Below are 24,945 nucleotides of genomic sequence, written 5' to 3'. Positions count from 1 at the left end.
TGATCTTGACCCGCCATCTCCGGACAGCTTTTGTATCTTAAGTTAACGATGTCCGCTGCCGCCGATATTCCCTCGGGGAGTGATATCCCAGCGCGCTGTGCGGGTGGTTTTCATTGTAATGTGTGAACGCTGCTGCAAGGTTTCGCAGGGCTGTTCTCACATCTGGTTTTGGCATGAACGCGATATAGTCTTCCTTCATCGTCTTCACGAATCGTTCGGCCATGCCATTGCTCTGCGGGCTGCTCACCGCTGTTGTACACGGCTCCAGATTCAGCTCTCTGGCGAACCTCCGCGTTTCATGCGCGGTATATGCTGAACCGTTATCCGTCAGCCATTGAACCGGTGTGGTCGGCAGCCCGTCGCCGAAGCGCTTTTCCACCGACCTCAGCATCACATCCTGCACCGTCGAACTGTCGTAGCCTCCTGTGCTCGCTGCCCAGTCTATGGCTTCTCTGTCGCAGCAGTCCAGCGCGAACGTGACCCGCAGCTTCTCACCGTTGTCGCAGCCGAACTCGAAGCCATCTGAACACCAGCGCATATCGCTTTCTGCCACCGCGATTTTGCCCTTATGTTCACGCTTCGACCGCTCTGGTTTGTCATGCAGTAACAGCAGATTATGCTCACTCATAAGCCGGTAAAGCCGTTTGGCGTTCACGGGGGGCAGTCCCTCTGTACGGCGTTGCGTACGCAGGATGCCCCACACACGGCGATAGCCGTAACTGGGCATATCGCTGATGATATCGAGGATCTCTGACAGTATTTCAGCGTCTGCTTCGTCATCACGCCGGTTACAGCGCCTGTCCTGCCAGTCGGCAGAACGGTTAATTCGCAGTGACAGCTGCGCACGCGACACGCCCATGGTGCGGCTGACCAGGGCTATTCCCCGTCCTTTGGCAACAAGGGCGCGTGCGCTATCCATTTTCGCGACTGAGCGTACTCCACGGCTTCTTTCAGGATCTCAACTTCCATCGTCTTCTTGCCCAGCAGGCGCTGAAGCTCCCGGACCTGCTTCAGAGCAGCAGTAAGCTCAGAAGCTGGAACAACTTCTTCTCCGGCCGCAACGGCGGTGAGGCTGCCTTCCTGATATTGCTTCTTCCACTTAAACAGCAGGCTGGGCTGGATGCCATGCAGGCGGGCGACATGGGAGACATTCATGCCCGGCTCCATCGTCTGCTGGATAATGGCGATCTTCTCCTGAGGAGTTTTACGTTTACGGACTTCTTGCCCTAACAGGATCCCGGTCATCTCAAAATTGGCGTTAGTGTTAGACATATATTCAAGCCTATCTCTTATCTGGAGATACAGCTACTGTCTGGTGTTTCAGGGGGCTACATCACCCAGTCACTCTGGGTAAAGGAAACCGGCTGAGTGAGGACAGAGTTGTCGCCCAGCGCTTTCAGCTTATCCGCCACGCCCTGGCTGCTGGCTGCATGGATAACCGGATGCCCCTGGACAAACAGGCGGCCATTTTGCTGGGTGAAGCTCCCCTGCGTGTTCATCCCGCCATCCATGACAAAGTCGTTCTGCGTTCCAGGTGTAACGGTATTTTTGACATCAACATTGCCGGTGAAGTGGCCGTGCCAGATATTGGCAACTGCCGTTGTGGCATCTGCTTTATTGAAATCCAGGTTGACGGAGGCCTGTTTCCCGCGGTTGGTCAGGATCGCCCCGTCGTCCGCGCCGTTAAGCTGATGGAAGGTGAGGCTGTTACCGTTGATGTCGAGCTTACCGCCGCGATAACCCCATTTGATATTGTCGGGATTAACCTGTTTGTCATCACTTAACACAACGGTTGGGCGACCGCTCACAATACTGACATTATTAAAGGCCTGAACGTTGCCATCGATGTCCGGTCGTTGTGCCAGAACCACCGTCCCTTCGCCAACATTCAGCCCACCTGGATTGATACCCGTACCATTCACTTTCAGTGTCCCGGTACCGAGCTTATGCAAATTATCACCCTGAACACCGTTCACCTGCCAGTCGACGGTATGATCGCCGTTAACAATGATTCCGCCACCTTTCCAGGTCTGAGAATCCAGGGGCTTAATAATGTAATCATCATCAAAGGTCAGCGTCCCTGCCCCCTGGTCAACGGTATTTTCTAACACCACAGAGCCGCCCCCCTGGAAGATGAGATCTTTACCGCTGTTCAATGAAGCAGGCCAGGTTGCCCCCTGATTACCATGCATTGACCATGAGGCCGCCCCCTGGGTTAATGCGCCAACGCCGGTTTTGTCATCATAAGTCCAGTGAATATCACCTTCATTTTTTTGTGAATGGATTGGGGCATCAGCGTTCAGCTTCATGGTTTCAACCACGTCACCGACAGGGATTACTGTATAGTAGTTAGTCTTACCCCATAAGCCCGCATAAGAATTGAGTACTCCAACTACAACCCATTTGTTTTGCTGTGCATCCCAGCCAAATAATGGAGAGCCACTGTCCCCAGGAGTACCATAGGTGGAAAGAGGGGTATCTGTTGTGATAGTGAAAAAACGCCAGCTAGAAGTATATGGTGGATTTACTATTCCTCCTGTTTTATAAGAGTATCCCCCTGCGAGTTGTGTCAATTTGCCACTCTCATCTTTGACATATTGCGTTCCCGTACCGACCCGATAGAAAACGGGAAACCGCTCTGTATTCTGATATGTACCATTTTCAATCCCCGCACTGGTCATATCAAGAGGCACAATCTCTGTCACAATTTTATTCAGTCGAGGCCGATGGAAATCCCACTCGTGATTATTTCTTTCAACCAGGTTATAGGTGGTGTCGTCACTGTAACCAAACTTCACCTGTTTATAACCCACGTTGTGTTTCACGCTGACGATATATTGCGGTGCAACTAACGTTCCAATACCATTTGTGTCAGTTGAACTGAAATCTATCATGGGCGCTTTATTTAGCGTGGTAACGATAGATCCATTTTTATCATATAGCGGGATGTTTTCTGCGCCTGGCTTAAACAGGCCTTTGTTCTCAGCAAAATCGCGATATGTCTGGTAAGGAATACTGTGTACGCTAACTGAAGCCTCTGATGATAGAGGACATACTAATCCTGTCATGCTGATAAGCAAGGCATTCAGGGTTGTTCGTACTATTTGACATTTCCTTATCCTCCTTATCCCTCTACTGACTTCTGAAACGACAACAGCTTCGCCCTTTCTGTTCTTTTTTATTGCATATACTTTATTCACTTTATCCCCCGGGAACTATCAGATTAAAACACTAAAAATCAATAAAAACCAGAATCAGTCAATAAAATAACGGGGCTTTTTTATTCTTATATCCTGAAAGAGTATTATGATAAATACACTATCATCTTTACTCTATTTTATATCTCCCTTACAAAAAATAAAAAAATTAGTTACGAAAACTGAAACTATATAACTAACGAAATGACAAATAAAAAAAGCCGATAGGAAAGTAACAAACGCCATTTTAGGATTTGCCATCGAATTCCCAAGGCAATATATTCTGCCTCGCTCATTAAGATTGTTATGAGCTGACTTTAGAATTAAGCCTATTACTAATGGAGTATAAAATGAAAAAGCTGATTTTAGGTTCGGCAATTGTGGCGGTTCTGGGTGTAGCGTCTAGTGCTATGGCTGCGCCAAACACTGGTACTGTAAACTTTACGGGTTCTGTTTCGACCGCCACTTGCGAAGTTAGTGTAAAAGATAGCAGTGGTACGAGTGTTAGCACTGTTAATTTAGGCACTATTGCAAATACAGCAGCAAACGGGGCACAAGTAGCTTTTAAGCTCGTTCCTCAAACGCCTGATTGTCTTGCAAAAGCTCAAGCTAATGTTTCTTGGTCTTCTCCGACACTAACGGATGTAGGCATCGCTAACGCTGCAGCAGGTGGCACTAACGCATTTATGAACTTGGTCGGTACAAATGCAGTCAAACAGGGTGCTGAGGCTGCAATTAAAGCGGGTGCAACCTCTTTAGATTATAATTCCACCAAAGGTGGTATCGCCTCCTTCGATTATAGTGCCTGGCTGAGCAAACCAAGCACTGGCACTCTTACTGCTGGTCCATTCTCAGCCTCTGCAAGCTATGTAATCGCATATAAATAAATATCTTTCATAAAAAGGGAGCCTTGGCTCCCTTAATTAAATAAGGTACATGTTGGCAAGGAAAAGTAATGAAAATAAAAGTATTATGTATCGCTATCATTTTTCATTTATGGTCGAATGAAGTTCTTGCCGACGATTTCAATTACAGTTTTATCCGTGGTGGCAGCAAAGAGGTACCAGAAGTACTAAAGAATACCGGACAAAACATCCCGGGGAACTATGTTGTCGATCTACTTTTTAATGGTTCTAAAACAGCGACCTCTGTGGAACTAACACTCAGCAATGCTGATGCAGAGCATATTTGTCTTTCGGATAAATGGTTACAGGGAAAAGGCATTTTTCTTAATAAAGAATTCTATAAACAGTATCTTAACCCCACACGCAACTGCTATCTTCTTGATAAAGAGAAGAACAGTCGGGTTAAATTTGATCCTTCCCTGCAGGAGTTGTCGATCGAGATGCCTCAGGCTGGCTTTATCGATAATAAAAAAGAAGGCGGTGCCTGGGATTATGGCAGTGCCGGTTTCAAACTCGCCTATGATGTCAATACATCAAAATCAAGTGACCAGGATCGGACAACATACGGCAATATCGAAGGCCAGATCAATATAGGCGAATGGGTTCTGCTTGGGAGAGGATACGCGTATCAGGGAGAAAAATTCCAGAGCAATAACCTGCTGTTAACGCATGCGATAAAATCGATAAAATCAGATATCCTGATTGGTAAAACCCAGTCTTACAATACCCTGAACGATGGTTTTACCTTTTATGGCGCACAGTTAAAATCCAATCAGGATATGTATCCCTGGGACTCGCAGTCTTATGCCCCGGTAATTAATGGTATTGCCAGAACACATGCCCGTGTCACCGTCGAACAAGGCGGATACACATTAAAATCGTTCGTGGTCCCGCCGGGTCCTTTTGTGATTAACGATCTGACCGGCGTGTATTCGGGTGACATTGTTTTGAAAATTTATGAAGAGGATGGTTCAGTAAAAGAACAGCGATTCCCGGTCGCTGTGCTGCCCAATTTATTAAAACCTGGCAATTACAATTACAATATCGCGGTAGGTAGTAAAGTTGACCAATACAGTGACAAGCGTGATGATGATAGTTTATTCGCGCAGATGACCTATGATTATGGTTTTGAGCCCTTTACGCTCAATACCTCTGCACTGGTAGATAAAAACTATAACAACGTTGGCCTGGGTTTTATCCGTTCTTTCGGCTGGTTTGGTGCCATGGCAATGAGTGGCAACCTGTCGCAGGCAAAATACCATAATGGCAAAACGATGAACGGCTTTAGCGCATCGGTGAAATATGCCCGTGCCTTAGGTGAAAACGCGAATTTACAGTTAATCGGTTATCGCTTTAACTCAGAAAATTACATTGACTACGCGGATTTTAACTATCGCTATTACAATCTGTTAAACAACAGACCCAAACAGCGGTATGAATCGATTATTACCTATCAACTCCCGGAAATGAATGTATTCTTAAACATGTCAGCCTGGAAGGAAGATTACTGGGACACTTCCAGTGAGGTAGGGGCAAACGTAAATCTCAGCAAGAGTTTTAATAATATATCAGTCTCCCTGAATGCCGGATATTCCAGACTGCAGGGGATGGAAAGTGATTATAACGCCGGGGTATCCCTTAGCGTACCCTTCAGCGTGTTTGATAAATCGCACTACAGCTTCTCTGGCATAAACTATGATCGCCGTAATGGCACGAATTTCAATACCGGTGTTGCGGGAAGTGTTAATTCACGCCTGAGCTATAATGCGTCCATCAGTCAGTCACGCAACACCAGAGGAAGCGCGATTTCAGCGTCTTATCTGTTTGACGAGGTTCAAACCTCGGCAAGCTATTCGCAAATGGGGAACACTTCCAGTTCTTCCTTCCAGGTTGGCGGAAGTATTATCGGGTTGCCAGATGCAGGTATTCTTTTTACGCCTGTGAAAAATGATGAAATTGCGATTGTACAAATGGAGGATGTTCCAGGCGTCAGATTTAATGGCTCCATGCCGGGCGATAAAAAAGGTCGAGCCGTTATACCGTTAACGGCTTATAACAATAACACCATTACGGTCAATGCCGACAACTTGCCACAAAGCGTCGAATTGACAGAAAACGCAATTAATGTCACGCCGACAGAAAATGCCATTATCTACAAAAAAGTGAAATACAGAAAAATTAACACGTATATTGTCAAAGTTATCAGCAGTAATGGTTTTGTTATTCCAATGGGGAGTATCGCTAAAAACGCAGAAAACCAGGAAATTGGCTACGTCAACAACGGCGGGATTCTGTTAATGAATCTTGAAGATAAAGATGAAGGGATCATATCTGTAGGTGACTGCAAATTCGATTCACGATCGCTGCAGAAAGATTCGGGTAAAGCACAGGAGATTAAGTGTGGCTAAGAACAATACACTGAGAACGTTTTTCTTTTCTGCGTCACTGTTTTTATTTACGGCATCAAGTCATGCGGCATTTGTCCTTAACAGCACACGTTATGTATTTGATGAAAAAAGAGAGAATATCTCTGTACAGGTTGATAACCAGTCCGCTCAGGAATATGGCGGACAGATATGGATTGAAAACCAGGACCAAAACGACAAGAACGTCTATTTTGTGCCCAGCCCAACGTTTTTTAAAGTGGCCGATCAGCACAAACAAATCCTGCGTATCCTGAAAATTAATAATGCGTTACCAAAAGACAAAGAATCGCTTTTCTGGATCAATATCCAGGAGATCCCTAAAGCACCCAAAGAAGGTATGAATGCATTATCCATTGCGCTGCATACCCAGGTCAAAATGTTTTATCGCCCTGACGCACTGAAAGAGAAAAGGGAAAACGCCGAACAACAGATTAAAATGATAAGCAGTGAGGGCAACACCATCCTCTGGAACGATACACCCTATTACTTTGCGATCATCAGTGTTAAACAACACGGAACGCCCATTAAAGTTAGTGACGATATTAAAGAAAAATTATCTGTCTTTGCGCCAGGTGAAAAAGTTTCTCTGGGTAAAACAATTACCGGTAGCAACCTTAGCATTGTAGCGTTTGATGATTATGGCGTTGACAAAGAGTATAAATTAAACAAATCCTGACACGCAAAGGTTTTTATTATGTATAAATACATATTTGCTCTTTTAATAGCTTTTTTATCACTTAGTTCATTACCTGTCCAGGCAAAGGATTGCTCTGGCGGAACAATAACTTTCGATAGAGATCCCTCCAGCGATATGTATCATTGGGCGTATGGTTATACGTCAGAGAAAAATGGTCCTGTAATAGCAATGCAGATAAGCATAACAAACGGTATGTCCTGTGATGCGGATTATATAGATTTCTTAACCCCGCAAAGTAAAATGGCTATGAAAATAACCAGTGGTGGGACCTGTAAAAATTCCAATACTATAACAACATCCTATCCGGGCATTGAGTGGCAGCTCGAAGGTATGCATTGCGACTCGGGTTCCTGGCTTACCTCCGATATGATTAAGCCGGGAGAAAGAGTTGACTGGCCTTCTGGCACAGTCCTCGGCAAAGCGAAGCTTATTGTGAATGATGAGTACTGGATGAAAAACACTCAAACTGGTCAACATAATGTTACTGTTCCAGTGCTTTCTATTGGGCGTACTGTTCTCAACAGCCCTTCAGTCGAAGTTAATAATGCTTTAGGGGGATCAACGATATCTTTTTATATAAATGATATCGGCACTTGCTCAATGAGTCTCATTCCAGAAAATATTGACTTTGGAAAATTAACACCCAGCGACGTGAATCGAGGTTTGTATAAAGAGCTATTAGTTTCATACTCTTGCAAAAATAAAGCATTAATCAATGGTCTCTATGTCCGTTTAGACCCTGAAAATGTAGTCGATGCAGCGAATGGTATGTTTAGTGCCAATGATACTAATGGCCGGAAGTTAAATTTCCAGATAACCAGACTGTACGGGAGTGAACAAATTATCCCTCTCAATACTAATTATCAGCTCTATTCGCAAACACAAAAAAATATTGATGATAGTGCTAGATTCAGAATCAACGTCAAACCATCAACACCGTTTCCTGCCGGAAAGGTTTCTACGTACCTGAATGTTTCGCTAATATACAGATAAGCTGGATTAATTATGCTCAGATGGTTAGCCTTTATTTTGATACTTTTTTCAATTCACAATGCCTCTGCGTCGAAATCCGAGCAGAAGAGAGTGACGATAAACGCCGAGTTAGCCTTAAATACGTGCGCACTGTCTCTCTCTCCGGCAAACCTGAACTTTCAACAAATCAGCTTTAGCCAGTTTGAAAATAGCGCAACAACACCACAGACAGTTGATCTGAGTATTGCGTGCAGCTGGCCTGCAACCGGGATCTCGCTAAAATTCTCGCCCGCTGCTGGCGTTTCCGCGAACAGCACTAACCTGATGAAAACGGGTTTATCCGGCGTTGGGCTTGCGTTGTCATGGAAAAATGCATCCGGGACAGATTTTACGCCGCTAGAATTGAATAAGTCTTTTGTTCCCGCATCAACTGCATTAAGTAACCAAAATGAAACGCTTGGTCAGTTCCAGCTGTTGCCAAAAAAAATTCCTGAAGAAACGCTTCAGGCCGGGAATATTTCCACTAGTCTGACTGTCGAGGTAACCTATGATTGACAGGACATGTCTATTTTTTCCGTTACTGGTGGGGCTGTTAAGCGCAACAACGGCACTTAACAGTCACGCCGCACAAACGGCAAGCGTAAGTCTTCCCATTTCAATGCAGGTCACTAATCCTCAGTGCCAAATCAACAAAGGGCTTGGCCTGCCTGAAACCGTGCAACTTCCGCTGATTACCACATCAGGTGCCTTATTAGGCGATAATAATGTTGAAGTTCCCCTCGTGATTGACTGTGTCAGTGATATCACCAAATTTGAGGTTACTCTGGCTGGGGGCAGTAATTCGAAACTCACTACGTCAAATAATATGGTTGATATTACCTTGTCATGGAAGCAGGGTGGAGGTGCGGTTGAATTCGGCACGCCGGTCGAGTTGAGTAAAGCGCCTTTTCTTGTGAATCAAAAGCAGTTTGATGGCACCTTGTTAGCAAGAGTGTCTCCCCATACCGGTACAATACCGGCGGGTAATTACACCGCCAGTTTGCCGGTTACATTTACCTATTATTAAGATGGTATATACACAGGCCGGGGAACGCTCCCCGGCCTTTAAATATATTAATCAAACACCCCATTAATAATCGCCGTGACCACGGCGGTACTGAGCGCAATCAGCACTAAATCATCCCCAACAATTTTCCATTCATAGCCAGGATAATAAGGCAGTTGCCCCAGCATGGATGCCGGTACGGTTTTTTTCGCGATGCCCGGAGGGAGCGGTTTTCCACGCGCCAGGTTTTTCGCAATGCCCGGAGGCAGAGAATCATATCCCGTCAGGCCGTAGTTCACCGCCAGATGACGCGCTGTCGCGAAACTGATGTCAGACTCGACGTGATCGGGTTTGCCGTAATTTTTACGATGATCGGATGAACCGTTGTTTTTCTGGGCCGAATTTCCTTTTTGCCCGTTATTTCCCTGGTTGCCCTTATTTCCATGATTGCCACTGCTGTTGCCCTGGCCGCCTCCGCCATGACCATTTCCGTTACCATTCCCCGGATTCGCCATGACCGGCGCAGCGAACAGAGAGAGTGAAACCAGTGTGGCCAGCACTGCCGTTAAACCACGACGCTTACCCATGATGTGTTCCTTCCAGATGATGTTCCACTTTGACAATAGTGCGCCGCCATCAAGTACGCAATGTCAAATATTCCTGGTTTTGCATTGGCTCGCAGGCCATTAATAAACAACCTGTTGTGTGGAGGGTAACGGCTGTGCCTTATCTGCTATCATGCCTGCAAATAGCGTCGAAAAAACACAGCCGAGGAAAACATGGGGTCCACCAGAAGAGGGATGCTGAACGTTCTGATTGCCGCCGTTTTATGGGGAAGTTCCGGCGTTTGCGCGCAGTACATCATGGAGCAAAGCCAGATGTCGTCGCCATTTCTGACCATGACGCGTCTGATCTTCGCCGGACTCATTCTGCTGATGCTCTCCTTTGTCCACGGCGACAAAATTTTTTCCCTTTTCAAAGACCGCAAAGACGCTCTGAGTCTGCTGATATTTTCTGTCATCGGTGCGCTGACCGTACAACTCACCTTCCTGCTGACCATCGAAAAATCCAACGCCGCGACCGCCACGGTGCTGCAATTTCTGTCTCCGACGATTATCGTGGCGTGGTTCGCGCTGGTACGTAAGGCCCGTCCCGGCGTATTGGTGCTAACGGCAATCCTCACCTCCCTGATCGGCACCTTTTTACTGGTAACGCACGGCAACCCTACTTCGCTGTCAATTTCACCCGCCGCGCTGTTCTGGGGGATCGCCTCCGCATTTGCCGCCGCGTTTTATACCACCTACCCGTCAACGCTGATTGCACGTTACGGCACTTTGCCGATTGTCGGCTGGAGTATGTTAATCGGCGGGATGATCCTGCTGCCGTTTTACGCTGGAGAGGGCACGGATTTCGTGGTGAATGGCAGCCTGATTCTGGCGTTTTTCTACCTGGTGGTGATCGGCACGTCACTGACGTTCAGCCTGTATCTGAAGGGGGCGCAGATGATTGGCGGGCCGAAAGCGAGCATTTTAAGCTGTGCCGAACCGCTGAGCAGCGCGTTGCTGTCATTGCTCTTGTTGGGCATTACCTTCACGCTGCCGGACTGGCTGGGCACACTGCTGATTCTGTCGTCCGTGGTGTTGATCTCGATGGATTCTCGCCGCCGCGCCAGAACCGTTTGACATCACTGGCGCGGCAACGCTCATCTTACCAACCCGGCACCGCGCCGCCGTTAAAGATTTTCTCCGCCGCTTTGGCGACTTCCGGCGACTGATAGGACTGCAAAAATTCCTTCACGTTTTGCGCGTCTTTGTTGTCTTCCCGCGCCACCAGAATGTTCACGTACGGCGAATTTTTATCTTCGATAAACACGCTGTCATGAACCGGAGAAAGCCCGGTTTGCTGAATGTAGGTCGTGCTGATGATCGCTACATCGACTTTCGGGTCGTCAAGTACACGCGGTAACTGCGCGCCTTCCAGTTCCATAATCTGCAAGTGACGCGGATTATCGGTGATATCCAGCGCCGTTGGCAGCAGACCTTTCCCTTCTTTCAGGGTAATCAGCTTCTCTTTTTGCAGCAGCAGAAGTGCGCGTCCCAGATTAGTCGGATCGTTCGGGATCGCCACCGTCGCGCCCTCTTTCAGTTGATCCACCGTTTTAATTTTTTTCGAATAGCCTGCCATCGGGAAGACAAAAGTATTCCCTACCGCCACCAGCTTATAGTTGTGCGCCTGGTTATCCTGCTCAAGGAACGGACGATGCTGGAAAACGTTGGCATCCAGTTCGCCGTGGTTGGTGGCGTCATTCGGCAACAGCGAGCCGCTGAAACCGACCAGCTCAACGTCGAGGCCGTACTTCTCTTTCGCCACTTTTTTGGCGACTTCCGCGACATCCTGCTCGGCGCCGTTAATCACACCCACTTTAATGTGCTTTGCATCGCTGCTCTGCTGATCGCACCCGACCAGCAACAATCCCGCCAGCAGTACCGCCGCCCCTGTCCGTAAATGAGGTATCGTCAATTTCACATTTTTATCCTTTTGAAATAACCGCCTGATGAGTAATGAAATGACTATAGCGGGAAGGGCACGGCGGTTTAAAAACCGAAAAGGTATCAATAAGAAGAAAAAGGCATAAAGGGAGAATATGCGAAAATCCTGATGGCGCTGCGCTGACCACACGCAGCGCCATTCGGCTCATACCAGCGCTTTGATGATGTCCATTAACCTGACGATATCTTCAGGACGCGTATTCCCGGTTTGCGGATCGATAATCGAACTGTACACATGCGGCATCACGCGTGGCACTCCCGCCTCCAGGCAGGTCTGCAATATGACGCCGAAATTATCCAGATCGATACCGCCGGTCGGTTCAATCAGCGTCATGCCGTTACGCGCCGCGCTGCTCGCCAGTACGTACAGCTCCGGCAGCGACTTCTCCCCGCCCATCGGAAAGAATTTGGCCGCGTGCGCCCCCATATCCTGCATCATCCGCACGGCGGTATCGCAGGAGACGCGCGCTGGCGTCCCCTGACTGCTGCTGACGCCGGTGGAAATCAACACGTCACCAGGCGTCCCCGTCGGGCTGACCAGCGCATTGATATGGGTCTGTTCTCCCCCCGTCGCCGCCAGCGCACCTGCGGCAAAACCGCTGCCGGTAAAGGTCTGGTTGACGTGTGCCGGATGGACCATTGCGGCAATCATCGCCGCCTTGTAAAACTGCGCCGGATCGCCCGCCCCCAGCCCGACCGAAATCGACGGCACGTCCGCCATCCAGCGCTTCACCTCCTGAACACCTTCGTCGACCGACGAAAATTGCGCAGACAGGATGCCAATCACTGCGTGTCCCTCGGCGGCGTCATAGATTTCCCTGGCGTTAGCGATATCTTTCGCCAGCACGTTAATCGCCACACGCTGACGATAAAAATTAATCTGCTGCATGTTCTGCAATCTCCTTAAGTCGCGCCACAATCAACGCCATTTCCCCCTCAGCGACCGTACGTGGGTCGAGGCTGAATACGCCCTGATGGAGGTTATAGCGCCGTGCGTAAATGGCGATATCGCCACTTCGCAGTTGGGCTTCGACGTCGCGCGCGTCCAGACCAAACACCTGCGCATCAACCCGAACGCGAATGCGCCAGATGGCACGCCCGGCTTCGTCCTGCTCGATATCGGCGGTCAGCCCGCGAATGGCCGAAATCGCCTCCACCGTCGGTTGCAACTGCTCGGCGGTCACCACGGTCTGCCCCTGGTGATAATTTTCCAGCGCATACACCAGCCCGACCATGTTCTCCTTGCCGATTTTCATCGCTCTGGCAATCCCGTGATGTTGCGCTTTACAGGCGGCGATCCACGTTTTATTGCCGGTGATAAACCCGGAGGTCGGCGCATTGAAGGCTTTCGCCCCGCTGTAGATAACCATATCCGCCCCGCTCGCCACCCAGGCGTGTAAATCCTCCTCGGCGGCGGCATCGACAATCAGCGGCAGGTTGTGGATCTGCGCCACTTGTACAAAGTCGTCAATGCTGAGCATGCCTTTTTGCACGCAGTGGTGCGATTTCACATACAGCAGTGCGGCGGTCTCGTCAGTAATGGCGCTCTCCAGTTGCCAGCGTGCGGCCAGGTTACTCGAACCGACTTCCACAACGCGCCCACCGCCCAGACGAATGGCGCTGGTAATCGGCGCGCCGTAGTCCACGTTATGACCGCGCAGCATCACTACCTCGTTGGCCATTCCGCTGCTGTCCGGCATCAGCGACACGCGAAGCGGGTCGCCACGAGTAATGGCGGCGGCAACGGCGATGGCGATCCCTGCCGAGGCGCAGGAGGTCACGTAGCTGTCCTGCGCGCCGGTAAAGCGGGAAACCAGTTCACCGGTTCGGTCCACCAGCTTGTCGATCTCGACAAAGGCCGAGGCCGCGCGCGCCGTTGCCTGCATCACCTCCGGCGCGACGCTGGAGACGCCAAGAATCGTCATCTTGCCGCAGGCGTTAATCACCTGTTTTAGCCCCAGCTGTTGATAAATATTCTCTGTCATGGCTTACAACACTCCCAGCAGCGAACACACCACGCTCAGCGCCACAATCGACAGCAGAATGGTGGTGTAACGCGGACCCTTTTTCACCAGGAAGATATAGATGGCAAACACCGCCGCCAGCGGCAGCAGGCCTGGCGCGATAGAGTCGAGGATCTGCTGCACGACCACTTCAGAACCCTTCAGGGCGCTGATTTTCAACGGTGTGGTGATCTTGACGTAGCTTGCCGACAGCGCGCCCATCATGATCAACCCCAGCACGTTCGCGCCGTAGATCAGTTCTTTGATTCGCCCCCCCTGCAATAACCCGACGATAGAATCACGTCCCAGGGTGTAGCCTTTGTGGATCAGACCGTAGCTGATCGCCAGGGTAATCGCCGGATAGAGGATCAGCGGTGCAATACCGCCAAACGCGCTGCCATTAGCGGCGAAAGGGATGAAAATCGCAATCAGCAGCGGCATGACGGCGGCCCAGACAATGGAGTCGCCCATCCCGGCCAGCGGCCCCATCAGACCGGTTTTAATCCCGGTAATTGAGGCATCGCTGATCGGCTCGCCGCGCGTTTTTTGTTCTTCCATGGCGATGGAAATCCCCTGGATCACCGCGCCAAATGTTTGCTCGGAGTTGAAGAAGTTCAGGTGCCGTTTCAGCGCCTCCACCTGTTCCTCTTTTTGCGGGTAGAGCTTTTTGATGATCGGTGTCATCGAGGCGCAGAAAATCAGGCTCTGCAGACGTTCATAAGAGTTGGAGACTTCCGCGCCCAACCAGTAGATAAACCACGCTTTAGTGATATCCGCTTTGGTTAACGCCCCGGTCGTCCGTGCGCGCTCAACCAGTTCATGCTGCATTACGTCGCTGCTCATCATGCTGCTCCTTCATTTTTCGCAAGGCCTTTAATCAGGAAGGCCACACAGGTACCGAAGATCGCCATCGCCATGATGTCCACCTTGAGGTACAGCACCGCGAAGAATCCGCCGATAAACCACGGCAGCAGGCTCTTTTTACCGATCACCATAATGGTGATTGCGAAGCCCAGCGCCGGCAGGATCCCGCCCATGATTTCAAAGGAGTGGGTCAGCCAGTGCGGCATCAGTTTGAGGAAACTTTCCACCACGTCCTGACCGAAGTAGTTCGCGGCAAACACCACCGGGAAACGCAGCGCCAGTCCAAGCAGTGCCGGGTAGAGGAACGCACAGCGCATAATGCCCGACATGTACGCCGTTTCCGCGTGCTTATCAGCCATATGCACCCATGCGGCGTTCAGGGTACGACGCAACTGGTCAAGGAAGACGCCGATCACGCCGAAGGGGATCGCCAGCGCAATGGCCAGGTTCGGGTCCATCCCGGCTTTCACCGCGATGGGAATCGAGATACAGGCCGCCAGCGCCGGATCTGACGGCACGTTACCGCCAGGCGTGGAGGTCACGCCGAGATAAACGAGCTGCATCCCGGCACCGATAATCATCGCGGTCTGCATATTGCCAAGCAGCAGCCCGACGAAAACAGCCACCACCACCGGCTGAAGCAGCATGGCAGAGAAGGTGTAGCCAAGGCGTAAGCGGGCAAACCAGTAATACAACCCCATGAGGCTTGCAAAAACTAAGGTATCCATAGTGTTATCCCATTATCAGAGAATTAGAATTTTTTCAGGATATCGTCCAGCGACTGCGGTTTATCTTCCGGGATAGTCTGGAAGAACACCTGAATCCCACGACTTTTCAGGTCGTTCAGAATGCCAACGTCTTTTTCATCGAGCGTAATGTTCTGGAATACCGCTTTGCGGTTCGGTCCACCGCCCAGCCCCCCCACCTGAATCGTGGAGACATCAAACCCCTGTTGTACGGCCTGCTGAATCGCCGCCAGAGAAGGGAACAGCACCAGCACATTGCCATCGCCCAATTGGTTCTCTTGCCATGAGGCGGCAAAGCTCAGGTTGCTGTAGCAGTCCACTTTGATGTTCGGCGGCGCGGCCATCAGGTAGATGTTTTTCATAAACGGATCGGCATCCAGTTCATCGCTGACCACCGCGATGCGGTTGGCCTGGGACTGCCCGACCCACTTCGTCACCACCTGTCCGTGGATCAGTCGGCTATCGATACGACATAACACGATGTTTGCCATGATGGTTTTCCTTATTGTGATTGTTGTAATTGACGGACGTGAGCAACAACGTCCAGGCAACTGCTGCGTCCGGCGTCCACCAGTTCGCTGACGCAGGTAGTCAGTGAACCGTGTTCACGTCTGTCCAGCGCTTCCAGCAGCAGTGATGCGTTGAGTCCGGAAACGACCGCCACCGGATAATCCGCACTCAGCCGCGCCGCCACGTTGGATGTCGTGCCGCCCACAAAATCGGTCAGAATCAGTGAGCCTTCCGGCATGGTTTTCACCACGTCTTCAACACGCTGATAAAACTCACCCAGCGTATCGACGGGCATCAGCGCAATTTCTGTCACGCCTTTAATTTCGCCCATCACCATGCGCAGGCTGTTACAAAGCTGTTGTCCCCAGCCGCCATGGGTCAGCAGCAGAATGTCGGGCAACGGTTGAGTGGTAGTCAAAATGGCCTCCTGGCGCGATTACATTTACACGCAAGGAAAGAGCAAAGGCTGTGCCAGTATTTGTGTCACACGAGGGGGAAAGGAGAGCGGGCAAGGCGCAACGCCTCGCCCGTTAAGGGATCAGCTATAAAGCAGTTCGTAGATATAAAAATATTCCGCATCCGATAACCGGATGGCATAGGCCTCTTCGATCGGCAGAAACGCAGATTTAATGACACTAAACGCGCGGGGATCCAGATTCGGTTTGTTTTCCAGCGCCATCTGTAACGGTTTACGGTTGATCACGATACGCTCAACCATGCAACAGCAGTGGATCAGGAAGCGTAGTGTCACCTGGCGACTGGGTTTGAGGGAAAGCGCAGTCGTCAGATGGTTAAGCACGCCCTCCATCTCTTTCAGAATGCGCTGCGGGTTGAGCACTGAAATATGATTGATGATGCTCTCCATGGTCAGCGCGCTGATAAAGCGCATCGCGCTGCGCTCCATCTCCAGACGGCGCTCGGCGCTGGAGAGATCCGGCGTCAGCAGGCTTAACACCAGCTCCGGCCCCTGCTCAGAGAACAGTTCTTCCAGCGAGATAAACGGAATATCCGGCAGTCCGGGCTGGAAAGTCCCGACAATCCCTGCCAGTCGCTCATTGGCATTCAGCGCCTGCTGGACACGTTCGAGACTGCGCACGTCGTTGTAATCGAGGATCACCATTCGCGTGTCCTGCGACATCAGTTCGCCGAAGCTCTCCTCGAGCACTTTTTTAATTTTTTCCGCCGTTCCCATGCCGGTAATGCAGGAGACGACCAGCACTTTGCCGCCGTTTTCCTGCTGCGGCGTACACAGCTGGCAGGGGATATTTTTGCTCTGCATCAGCGCCGCCAATTGAGGTAAATCGCTGGTTTCGTAGCTTAAATCCAGCCCAATCTCCAGCAGACTGGTCAGCGTGATGTTGGGCATCAGCAGTACGTCTATCTGAAATAACTTGCTGATCGTACTGCCGAAATGTACCAGTGAACCGATGTCGACCATCAGGATCAGCCGCTGATAGCGTTGGGTCTGAATAATCTGGGTCAGCGTTTCCAGCGTGTCATGTACCGACTGCTCAAACGGCATGTCGACTGCGCTGAACAGGTCGCGTTCCAGTACACGGTTAACATACTGCGCCATGCTGGTCGCGGTGGTCGCGCCGTGCGCGACCAGAATCACCCCGCAATCCGGACTGGCATCAATGCGCTGGCGGTAATGACGACACTCTTTAAGGAACAGGCACAGCCAGACCACTTCCGTCGCCGGGCACTGAATATGCAGCAGTTCATTAATTTTGCGGCACAGCAGCGTGGCGTTATCGTATTCATCTTTGCAGCGATCGAGGATCAGACTGGAAGAGTAGAGCTGGGGAATCAACCCGCGCTGGACGTAGCCAATCAGCGCCAGGAAGTGCTTGCGCAGCGGATTCACCAGGTTTTCCGGCAGCGTAAACGTAAGCACCTGTTCCACGCAGCCGATCAACAGCGTCACGCGTTCTTCGATTTGATCGCCATAACGCGGTGGATGCGCCACGCTATCGCGACTGTAGAGGCCATATTCGAAAATCGAGCTGAGCTTGTTTTTCAGGATAGCCAGCGTTTCCGCCGGCGGGACATTACTGTTGCGCAGATTGACATATTCACGGGTCAGGAAGCTGTAAAACAGATCGCTCTCTTCAATTTCCGCCCCGGTCGCCAGCGACGTTTTCAGCGCCGGTAACGTGCGCGCATCAATGTTCAGCCGCTCTTTCCCTTCAAACAAGGCATCGACCAACAGGCGCTGTTCCGGCGTGGCGTGAAACGGTATCTCCGCCAGCCGTTTATCCAGTTGTAGTGTGTCATTATGTTCCGTCATTCCTGACGCCCACGCCTGGGCGCACAGGAACTGGATATCACTCTTCAACTGACCAATGTTGCCCTCCAGCGGTTTGTTCAACAGCCAGAGCAGTAGCGTTTTGTCGATGCTGACCGTGCGCTCGATTTTGCGACTTTCACGCTGCAGGAAACCAACAATCAGCTCCACTTGTTCTTCAATCGATCGCTGACGAATCCCCGGCAAATCGATGCTTACCTGAATGCGTCGCTGGAAGGTACGCAACAGCGATGAATTCGCCGGTTCCGTAGTGGCGCAAATCAGCCGTACCGAGATCGAACGCGCCTTACTGCTGTCCCCCAGCGGACGGTACTCACCCTTATCAAGAATAGAGAACAGTTTTTCCTGACCTTCGTAGGGCAGACGGTGCACTTCATCGAGCAGCAAATAGCCGCCGTCTGCCTGCTCAACCAGACCGGGTTTATTCTCGTTCGCGCCGGTAAATGCCCCCTGACGATGGCCAAACAGGTGGGAAGAGAGCAGTTCCGGGTTATGGGCGTACTCGGCGCAGTTAAAGTAGACCAGCGGCGGCGGGGAACCGGCGGACTTTTCGCAGGCGAAGCGGTGCATCAGTTCGGCAAAAAAGGTTTTCCCCACGCCGGATGGGCCGGTCAGCAGCACGTGCAAACCCTGCGGATAGAGCACGGCGGCGCGGCCTTTTTCAACCGCATCGCGCAGGCTGCGGTCATAGCCAATCAGGCCGGTGAAAGGATCGTCGTCGCCCGTATTTTCCGTTTGCGGAAGCAGGTCAGCCACCGAGCGCACCTCGCGCTCGCTACTCTCCAGTTTGCGCCCCAGCAATGTCTCCAGCGTCTGGCGGTGCAGGAAGAACACCGGACGCCCCCGGCTTTTAATCGCCAGACCGTCATTCCACAGTTGGTTGAGATCTTTACTGACCGAGTTGCGCGCCAGCCCCAGGTTGAAGCCAATCGCCTCCGCGGTGAATGCCGTCTCCTGCGCCAAATCGGCACGATCCAGCCCACGCGTCAGTCTTTCAAGCTCTCCCAGTACGATCTCGATCCGTCTCATCTTTTTACCGCTTAAGAATTAAATGATTGTTCAGAACATACACTATTCTGCTATGCAAGAAAGTGAATCGGCGTCCAGACGTCACGGTGAATGCCTCCGGTCATCAAAATGTTTTCGATAAATAATGCCGGGCAGCCCCTTTTTCCGGGAAGTCTTCAAGGGTCAGTTGCAGTTGATAACCGTTCTTCTGGTAGAACGGCAGCGCCTGAAAACTCAGGGTATCGACCAGCGCATGGAGACAACCTCTTTCGCGAGCGGCGTGCTCTGCGGCCTGGATTAGCTGGCTACCGTAACCGCCTTTACGCAGGGATTCATGCATCCATAAAAAATCAATGCTCAACCATTCCCCTTTGATTTTGCCAATCAATCCCCCCCGGATTTTCTGCTGCTCGTCACGCCAGTAAACCGCCAGATCGCCAAAATTTCTCGTTTGCAGAAACTGAAAATTGTAAGCGCGCAATCCGGTGAGCAGTGCATTTTGATCGTCTTCGGTAACGGTATCGGTAATTTGTATCTGCATTCTATCCTCCTGAAAAAATACAACTTTTGGCTGAAGCCTTTTCCGACTTTCGCACGGGCTGCTGAGAGAGTCGTACACCATCTACACTTACTCTTGAAATGATGCGCATCGACTACAAGGATTATTACCATGAAACGAGCCGTTTTACCGATCATTGCCGCCCTTTTCTTGATGCCAACGCTGGCGCAGGCCGACTCGCCTTACGGCGCACTGCAATCCGTGCACGAAAAAAATACGATACTCAACGATTTACGCAAAATTTGTACGCCGCAAGGTTCGCCTTCAGACGAGGCGTGGGAAAAAACGATCATGGCGAATGAAGGCAATCAGCAGCACATCCGCGAGGCGGCGCTGGCGATGGAAAGGAACAATCAGAGCAACTACTGGGAAGCGCTCGGTAAGGTGGAATGCCCGGATATGTAGCGTGAAGCCTATGCCTCACGCCCGTTAATTAGCTTACCGCTGGCGAACATCCGGAATGATGAGGTCGCCGCGCAGCACATACGATCCCAACATGCTCTGCGTTTTTTCATTCAGCCAGCTGACAATCCGCGCCGCCATCGCATCCATGGAGTATTCGATTGCCGGGATGGTCGGGATCCCCGGCAGATGCAGCGAACCGGCGAGGCTGAAGATCATAATATCTTCCGGAACCGACTTATTAAACGCCTGCAATTGTGGGATCACCCGCTGAGCCTGCTGCTCATCCGCCACCAGCAGGGCGTTAAAGTTGAGCGTGGAGGCGTTATTCAACAACTCCTGTAGCGCGACCGAGGAAGAGGTGGCTTCCATAAACACCAGATTACGGTTAAAGGGCAGGAAATTCTTCTCCAGCGCGTGTTTGTAGCCGAGCAGCACCTGTTCGGAGAATCCCATCCCTTCAGGATGAATGAGGGCAATCTGCCGTCGATTCTGGCTAATCAGATAGTTACAGGCCGTTTCGGTGGCAAAGCTGTGGTCAAACTGAATACTGGTCACATCGTCGCCCGCTTCCAGGCAATCCACCAGAATGACGTTTTCCTGGCTGATATTCAGCGGGAAACGCGCCCCAATAATCAGCACATCGTCACACAGGCCACAACTTAATTCATCAAGGGCGCTCATTACTTCTGCTTTGGTGTTGGCAAAGCGGAGCAACAAATGCTTTTGGTGCTGGCTCAGATGTTTTTCCAGTGCGTAAAGGTAGCCCGTCGTCTGGTTAATGTTGTCCTGCGCGCAAATCACGCCAATGCAACCGGTGCTCTGGCTGAGTAATGACTGGGCAATCACATTCGGACGATAGTTCAGTTCATCCACCGCCTTTAACACGGCAAGACGACTGGCTTCCTTCACACCACGCGATCCGCTCAACACGCGCGACACCGTGGCTTTAGACACGCCAGCCAAACGCGATACATCGTTGATAGTAGACATCATTCTCCCCTGACAGAGCCTGCCTGGCTCCTTCAATCCTGAATTTAACATTGGCTCAAATAATCACCACACGCAGTATAGCTGTTTCCGTTTTTCATGGAAACCGATTTTCCGTTTCCACTCAAAAAGTATGAAATAGCACCAAAACCGTGAGCCAAATCCAAATAATTAGCCTTATAAGAATAAGATCTTGACGGTTGTCACAGTTCCGTTTGCTTCATATGGAAACCGGTTTCCGTATGATATCAAATCAGACTCGCAATAAGTTTTTACATTTTGAGGATGGTTAATAATGTTCAGGATTATGTTGTGTTGCTCTGCAGGGATGTCCACCAGTCTGCTGGTTCGTAAAATGGTCGAAGCCGCAGAAGAGCGGAAGCTGCCAGTCCAAATTGATGCATATGGCGTTTCCGAATTTGACATTCAGTTTCCAAATTACCAGGTGGTGCTGCTTGGCCCCCAGGTAAAATACATGCTTAACACGCTCTCAGAGAAGGCTGCCACCCAAAACATCCCCGTAAAAGCCATTGATATGCAGGATTACGGAATGCAACGCGGTGACAAGGTGCTGGATTTTGCTCTGTCGCTGATTGAAGCGGCACATTAGAAAGGTGTCATTATGAGTTCGTTATATCAGTCAATGGTTGCTGTCATAGAACAATCCATCACCCCTCTTGCCGGTAAACTGGGCCAGCAAAAGTATGTGATTGCGATTCGTGATGGTTTTACCGCGGCGCTGCCGTTTATGATCATCGGCTCGTTCATGCTGGTGTTTATTTTTCCGCCGTTCTCTGCCGAAACCACCAACAGCTTTGCCCGTGGCTGGCTCGATTTCTCCGCCACGTATCGTGAACAGTTGATGCTGCCGTTTAACCTCAGCATGGGCGTTATGACGTTCTTCATCTCTGTGGGCATTGGCGCCAGTCTGGGCCGTCAGTTTAATCTCGATCCAATCATGTCCGGCCTGCTGGCGTTTATGGCCTTTTTACTGGTCGCCGCCCCGTATGCCGACGGGAAAATCTCCACCCAGTACCTTTCCGGTCAGGGGATCTTTACCGCGCTGATCACCGCCATCTATGCCACGCGCGTTTATGCCTGGCTGAAGCAGCACAACATCACTATCCGTCTGCCGAAAGAGGTTCCGACCGGCGTCGCCCGTTCGTTTGAGATCCTCATTCCGGTTCTGGTGGTCATTGCGACGTTACACCCGCTGAACCTGTTTATTGAAGCGCAGACCGGCATGATCATTCCGCAGGCGATCATGCACCTGCTGGCACCGTTGGTTTCCGCGTCTGACTCCCTGCCGGCGATTCTGCTTTCGGTCCTGATGTGCCAGATTTTCTGGTTTGCTGGTATTCACGGTTCGCTGATCGTCACAGGCATTATGAACCCATTCTGGATGGCCAACCTTTCCGCGAACCAGGCGGCGCTGGCAGCAGGCGCGGCATTGCCACACGTCTATTTACAAGGTTTCTGGGATCACTATCTGCTGATCGGCGGCGTGGGCTCGACTTTACCACTGGCCTTCCTGCTGCTGCGTAGTCGCGTTACCCATCTGCGGACGATCGGCAAAATGGGCATCGTCCCTAGCTTCTTCAACATTAATGAGCCTATTCTGTTCGGTGCGCCGATCATCATGAACCCGATGCTGTTTATCCCGTTCGTTTTCGTGCCCATGATCAACGCCGTACTGGCTTACACCGCAACCCGCCTGGGCTGGCTGGATCAGGTGGTGTCACTGACGCCGTGGACCACGCCCGCACCGATTGGCGCCTCCTGGGCGGCAAACTGGGCCTTTAGTCCGGTGGTGATGTGTCTGATCTGTATGGTGATGTCAGCGTTGATTTACCTCCCGTTCCTGCGCGCTTACGAACGTTCTCTGCTGAAGACAGAAGAGCAAAAAGCCCAGGATGCCGTCTCCGTGGCGAACGCTGCCCGTAGCAACTCATAATGAATCAAGGAGTCAGAACAATGAGATACCGTTTTCCTGAAAACTTCTGGTGGGGCAGTGCCTGCTCAGCGCTGCAAACCGAAGGGGATAGCCTGAACGGCGGCAAAAGCCAGACCACATGGGATGTGTGGTTCGACCGCCAGCCAGGTCGTTTCCATCAGGGGGTTGGCCCGGCGAACACCTCAACCTTTTATCAGCACTGGAAACAGGACATCGCGCTGCTGAAGCAGTTGAAACATAACAGCTTCCGCACCTCGTTAAGCTGGTCGCGCCTGATTCCAGACGGTACGGGCGAGGTGAATCCAGAAGCAGTGGCGTTCTATAACAACGTTATCGACGAACTGCTGGCACAGGGTATCACGCCGTTTATCACGCTGTTTCACTTCGACATGCCGATGGTGATGCAGGAGAAAGGCGGCTGGGAAAATCGTGACGTCGTGGAAGCCTTTGGCCGCTACGCGCAGACGTGTTTCGAATTGTTCGGCAACCGCGTTAAGCACTGGTTCACCTTTAACGAGCCGATTGTGCCGGTAGAAGGCGGCTATCTGTATGACTTCCATTACCCCAACGTGGTGGATTTCAGACGCGCAGCCACCGTGGCGTATCACACCGTGCTGGCGCACTCGACGGCGGTTCGCGCTTATCGTGCGGGCAACAACGACGGCGAAATCGGTGTCGTGCTCAACCTGACGCCTTCTTATCCGCGCTCACAGCATCCGGCGGATGTGAAAGCCGCGCACCATGCGGATCTGCTGTTCAACCGCAGCTTCCTCGACCCGGTGCTGAAAGGGGAATATCCGGCGGATCTGGTGGCGTTACTGAAAGAGTACGATCAATTGCCCGCCTGCCAACCAGGTGACGCACAGCTGATTGCCGATGGCAAAATCGACCTGCTGGGCATTAATTACTATCAGCCCCGCCGCGTAAAATGCCGCGATACCGCCATCAATCTGAATGCGCCATTTATGCCGGAGTGGTTGTTTGATTATTATGAAATGCCAGGCCGTAAAATGAACCCTTACCGGGGCTGGGAAATTTATGAGCCGGGTATTTACGATATTATTACCAATCTGCGTGATAATTACGGCAACCCGCGCTGCTTTATTTCTGAAAACGGAATGGGTGTAGAAAACGAACAGCGATTTATTCAGAACGGGCAAATTAACGACAGTTACCGTATTGAATTTGTCTCTGAACATCTTAAATGGCTGCATAAAGGGATCAATGAAGGCTGTCAGTGCCTTGGTTACCATATGTGGACCTTTATTGATAACTGGTCATGGCTCAACGGATATAAAAACCGCTATGGTTTTGTCCAGTTAGATTTAGGGAAGGTGCGAACAAGTTCCTGATATGAGATCATCATATTCATCCGGAGCGCATCCCAGAGGGACATCATGAGCCATCAACTCACCTTCGCCGATAGTGAATTCAGCACTAAGCGCCGTCAGACCCGAAAAGAGATTTTCCTCTCCCGCATGGAGCAGATTCTGCCATGGCAGAATATGACCGCTGTCATCGAGCCGTTTTATCCCAAGGCGGGCAATGGCCGACGGCCCTATCCGCTGGAGACCATGCTGCGTATTCACTGCATGCAGCATTGGTACAACCTGAGCGACGGTGCCATGGAAGATGCCCTGTACGAAATCGCCTCCATGCGCCTGTTTGCCCGATTATCCCTGGATAGCGCCCTGCCGGATCGCACCACCATCATGAATTTCCGCCACCTGCTCGAGCAGCATCAACTGGCCCGTCAATTGTTCAAGACCATCAATCGCTGGCTGGCCGAAGCAGGCGTCATGATGACCCA

At 51.0% G+C, this 24,945-nt stretch carries 23 protein-coding genes and 2 pseudogenes; 12 read left to right on the top strand and 13 right to left on the bottom strand.

Going from position 1 to position 24,945, the window contains the following annotated elements; translation table 11 throughout:
- Positions 1 to 37 precede the first annotated feature (37 nt).
- Positions 38 to 1,245, bottom strand: a protein-coding gene (locus OGW13_RS17470) for an IS3 family transposase (protein ID WP_109455549.1) whose coding sequence is annotated in 2 segments (ribosomal slippage) — positions 38 to 924 and positions 924 to 1,245 — 1,209 coding nt in all. Because the reading frame shifts where the segments join, the coding sequence is not laid out codon by codon here.
- 92 nt (positions 1,246 to 1,337) lie between these two features.
- Positions 1,338 to 3,200 (bottom strand): annotated as a pseudogene (locus OGW13_RS17465) (S6 family peptidase); the annotation flags it as partial.
- A gap of 347 nt (positions 3,201 to 3,547) precedes the next feature.
- On the opposite strand from OGW13_RS17465, the gene OGW13_RS17460 reads away from it, so the two are divergent.
- The 6 genes from OGW13_RS17460 (at position 3,548) to OGW13_RS17435 (ending at position 9,263) form a co-directional block, all read left to right on the top strand.
- Entirely contained in the window at positions 3,548 to 4,084 is a 537-nt protein-coding gene (locus tag OGW13_RS17460; protein WP_104445835.1) for a fimbrial protein, read from the top strand.
- A gap of 68 nt (positions 4,085 to 4,152) precedes the next feature.
- The gene (gene pefC, locus OGW13_RS17455; RefSeq protein WP_287116325.1) at positions 4,153 to 6,510 is read left to right on the top strand and encodes a PefC/AfrB family outer membrane usher protein; all 2,358 of its coding nucleotides are present in this window, start codon (positions 4,153 to 4,155) and stop codon (positions 6,508 to 6,510) included.
- Complete coding sequence (locus OGW13_RS17450; protein WP_109739712.1) at positions 6,503 to 7,204, top strand: fimbrial chaperone; 702 nt, start codon at positions 6,503 to 6,505, stop codon at positions 7,202 to 7,204. Before pefC ends, OGW13_RS17450 begins: the two co-directional genes overlap by 8 nt.
- Positions 7,205 to 7,222: 18 nt before the next feature.
- Entirely contained in the window at positions 7,223 to 8,218 is a 996-nt protein-coding gene (locus OGW13_RS17445) for a fimbrial protein (RefSeq protein WP_109739713.1), read from the top strand.
- A gap of 12 nt (positions 8,219 to 8,230) precedes the next feature.
- Entirely contained in the window at positions 8,231 to 8,752 is a 522-nt protein-coding gene (locus tag OGW13_RS17440) for a fimbrial protein (protein WP_287116324.1), read from the top strand.
- Entirely contained in the window at positions 8,745 to 9,263 is a 519-nt protein-coding gene (locus tag OGW13_RS17435; protein WP_192503052.1) for a fimbrial protein, read from the top strand. Before OGW13_RS17440 ends, OGW13_RS17435 begins: the two co-directional genes overlap by 8 nt.
- Positions 9,264 to 9,310: 47 nt before the next feature.
- Here the strand turns inward: OGW13_RS17435 and OGW13_RS17430 are convergent, their stop codons facing one another.
- Positions 9,311 to 9,829: an anti-virulence regulator CigR family protein gene (locus tag OGW13_RS17430; RefSeq protein WP_044254526.1), complete on the bottom strand. Its 519-nt coding sequence runs from the start codon at positions 9,827 to 9,829 to the stop codon at positions 9,311 to 9,313.
- A gap of 192 nt (positions 9,830 to 10,021) precedes the next feature.
- Between OGW13_RS17430 and OGW13_RS17425 the strand changes: the two genes are divergently transcribed.
- The gene (locus OGW13_RS17425; protein ID WP_287116323.1) at positions 10,022 to 10,924 is read left to right on the top strand and encodes a carboxylate/amino acid/amine transporter; all 903 of its coding nucleotides are present in this window, start codon (positions 10,022 to 10,024) and stop codon (positions 10,922 to 10,924) included.
- A gap of 25 nt (positions 10,925 to 10,949) precedes the next feature.
- Here the strand turns inward: OGW13_RS17425 and nlpA are convergent, their stop codons facing one another.
- The 9 genes from nlpA to OGW13_RS17380 all read right to left on the bottom strand — a co-directional run bounded on the left by nlpA (position 10,950) and on the right by OGW13_RS17380 (position 19,771).
- Positions 10,950 to 11,768 carry a lipoprotein NlpA gene (gene nlpA / locus OGW13_RS17420; protein ID WP_044254530.1) on the bottom strand — a complete coding sequence of 273 codons (819 nt, stop codon included), beginning with the start codon at positions 11,766 to 11,768 and terminating at the stop codon, positions 10,950 to 10,952.
- A 168-nt stretch (positions 11,769 to 11,936) separates the two neighbouring features.
- Positions 11,937 to 12,680, bottom strand: coding sequence for a 2-dehydro-3-deoxy-phosphogluconate aldolase (dagF, locus tag OGW13_RS17415; protein ID WP_142764781.1), 744 nt, complete (start codon positions 12,678 to 12,680; stop codon positions 11,937 to 11,939).
- Positions 12,667 to 13,776 (bottom strand): D-glucosaminate-6-phosphate ammonia lyase, encoded by a 1,110-nt coding sequence (gene dgaE, locus OGW13_RS17410; RefSeq protein ID WP_044263591.1) that lies wholly within the window; start codon positions 13,774 to 13,776, stop codon positions 12,667 to 12,669. Before dgaE ends, dagF begins: the two co-directional genes overlap by 14 nt.
- Before the next feature lie 3 nt (positions 13,777 to 13,779).
- Positions 13,780 to 14,640, bottom strand: a complete 861-nt coding sequence (locus OGW13_RS17405; protein ID WP_161215577.1) for a PTS system mannose/fructose/sorbose family transporter subunit IID — start codon at positions 14,638 to 14,640, stop codon at positions 13,780 to 13,782.
- Positions 14,637 to 15,386, bottom strand: coding sequence for a PTS mannose/fructose/sorbose/N-acetylgalactosamine transporter subunit IIC (locus OGW13_RS17400; RefSeq protein ID WP_287116322.1), 750 nt, complete (start codon positions 15,384 to 15,386; stop codon positions 14,637 to 14,639). Before OGW13_RS17400 ends, OGW13_RS17405 begins: the two co-directional genes overlap by 4 nt.
- A gap of 23 nt (positions 15,387 to 15,409) precedes the next feature.
- Positions 15,410 to 15,895: a PTS sugar transporter subunit IIB gene (locus tag OGW13_RS17395; RefSeq protein WP_044328028.1), complete on the bottom strand. Its 486-nt coding sequence runs from the start codon at positions 15,893 to 15,895 to the stop codon at positions 15,410 to 15,412.
- Positions 15,896 to 15,906: 11 nt separating this feature from the next.
- Complete coding sequence (locus OGW13_RS17390) at positions 15,907 to 16,332, bottom strand: PTS sugar transporter subunit IIA (RefSeq protein WP_042998687.1); 426 nt, start codon at positions 16,330 to 16,332, stop codon at positions 15,907 to 15,909.
- A 120-nt stretch (positions 16,333 to 16,452) separates the two neighbouring features.
- The gene (dagR, locus tag OGW13_RS17385) at positions 16,453 to 19,251 is read right to left on the bottom strand and encodes a transcriptional regulator DagR (RefSeq protein WP_142764780.1); all 2,799 of its coding nucleotides are present in this window, start codon (positions 19,249 to 19,251) and stop codon (positions 16,453 to 16,455) included.
- A 103-nt stretch (positions 19,252 to 19,354) separates the two neighbouring features.
- Complete coding sequence (locus OGW13_RS17380) at positions 19,355 to 19,771, bottom strand: GNAT family N-acetyltransferase (protein ID WP_044254537.1); 417 nt, start codon at positions 19,769 to 19,771, stop codon at positions 19,355 to 19,357.
- 129 nt (positions 19,772 to 19,900) lie between these two features.
- Between OGW13_RS17380 and OGW13_RS17375 the strand changes: the two genes are divergently transcribed.
- Positions 19,901 to 20,194 (top strand): YicS family protein, encoded by a 294-nt coding sequence (locus OGW13_RS17375; protein WP_058587360.1) that lies wholly within the window; start codon positions 19,901 to 19,903, stop codon positions 20,192 to 20,194.
- Between the two features lie 33 nt (positions 20,195 to 20,227).
- On the opposite strand, the gene OGW13_RS17370 is transcribed toward OGW13_RS17375, so the two are convergent.
- Entirely contained in the window at positions 20,228 to 21,184 is a 957-nt protein-coding gene (locus OGW13_RS17370) for a LacI family DNA-binding transcriptional regulator (protein WP_042998691.1), read from the bottom strand.
- Positions 21,185 to 21,476: 292 nt separating this feature from the next.
- On the opposite strand from OGW13_RS17370, the gene OGW13_RS17365 reads away from it, so the two are divergent.
- The 4 genes and pseudogenes from OGW13_RS17365 to OGW13_RS17350 form a co-directional block, all read left to right on the top strand.
- The gene (locus OGW13_RS17365) at positions 21,477 to 21,791 is read left to right on the top strand and encodes a PTS sugar transporter subunit IIB (protein WP_042323435.1); all 315 of its coding nucleotides are present in this window, start codon (positions 21,477 to 21,479) and stop codon (positions 21,789 to 21,791) included.
- Between the two features lie 12 nt (positions 21,792 to 21,803).
- The gene (locus OGW13_RS17360) at positions 21,804 to 23,135 is read left to right on the top strand and encodes a PTS sugar transporter subunit IIC (RefSeq protein WP_042998692.1); all 1,332 of its coding nucleotides are present in this window, start codon (positions 21,804 to 21,806) and stop codon (positions 23,133 to 23,135) included.
- A gap of 20 nt (positions 23,136 to 23,155) precedes the next feature.
- Positions 23,156 to 24,487, top strand: a complete 1,332-nt coding sequence (gene gmuD / locus OGW13_RS17355) for a 6-phospho-beta-glucosidase GmuD (RefSeq protein WP_353622485.1) — start codon at positions 23,156 to 23,158, stop codon at positions 24,485 to 24,487.
- Positions 24,488 to 24,532: 45 nt separating this feature from the next.
- Positions 24,533 to 24,945, top strand: a pseudogene (locus OGW13_RS17350) (IS5-like element ISKpn26 family transposase); the annotation flags it as partial.

Origin of the sequence: Citrobacter sp. Ca225, from assembly GCF_030337175.1 — a bacterium.
GTDB lineage: Bacteria > Pseudomonadota > Gammaproteobacteria > Enterobacterales > Enterobacteriaceae > Citrobacter_A > Citrobacter_A amalonaticus.
This window is presented reverse-complemented; position numbering and strand designations above follow the sequence as displayed.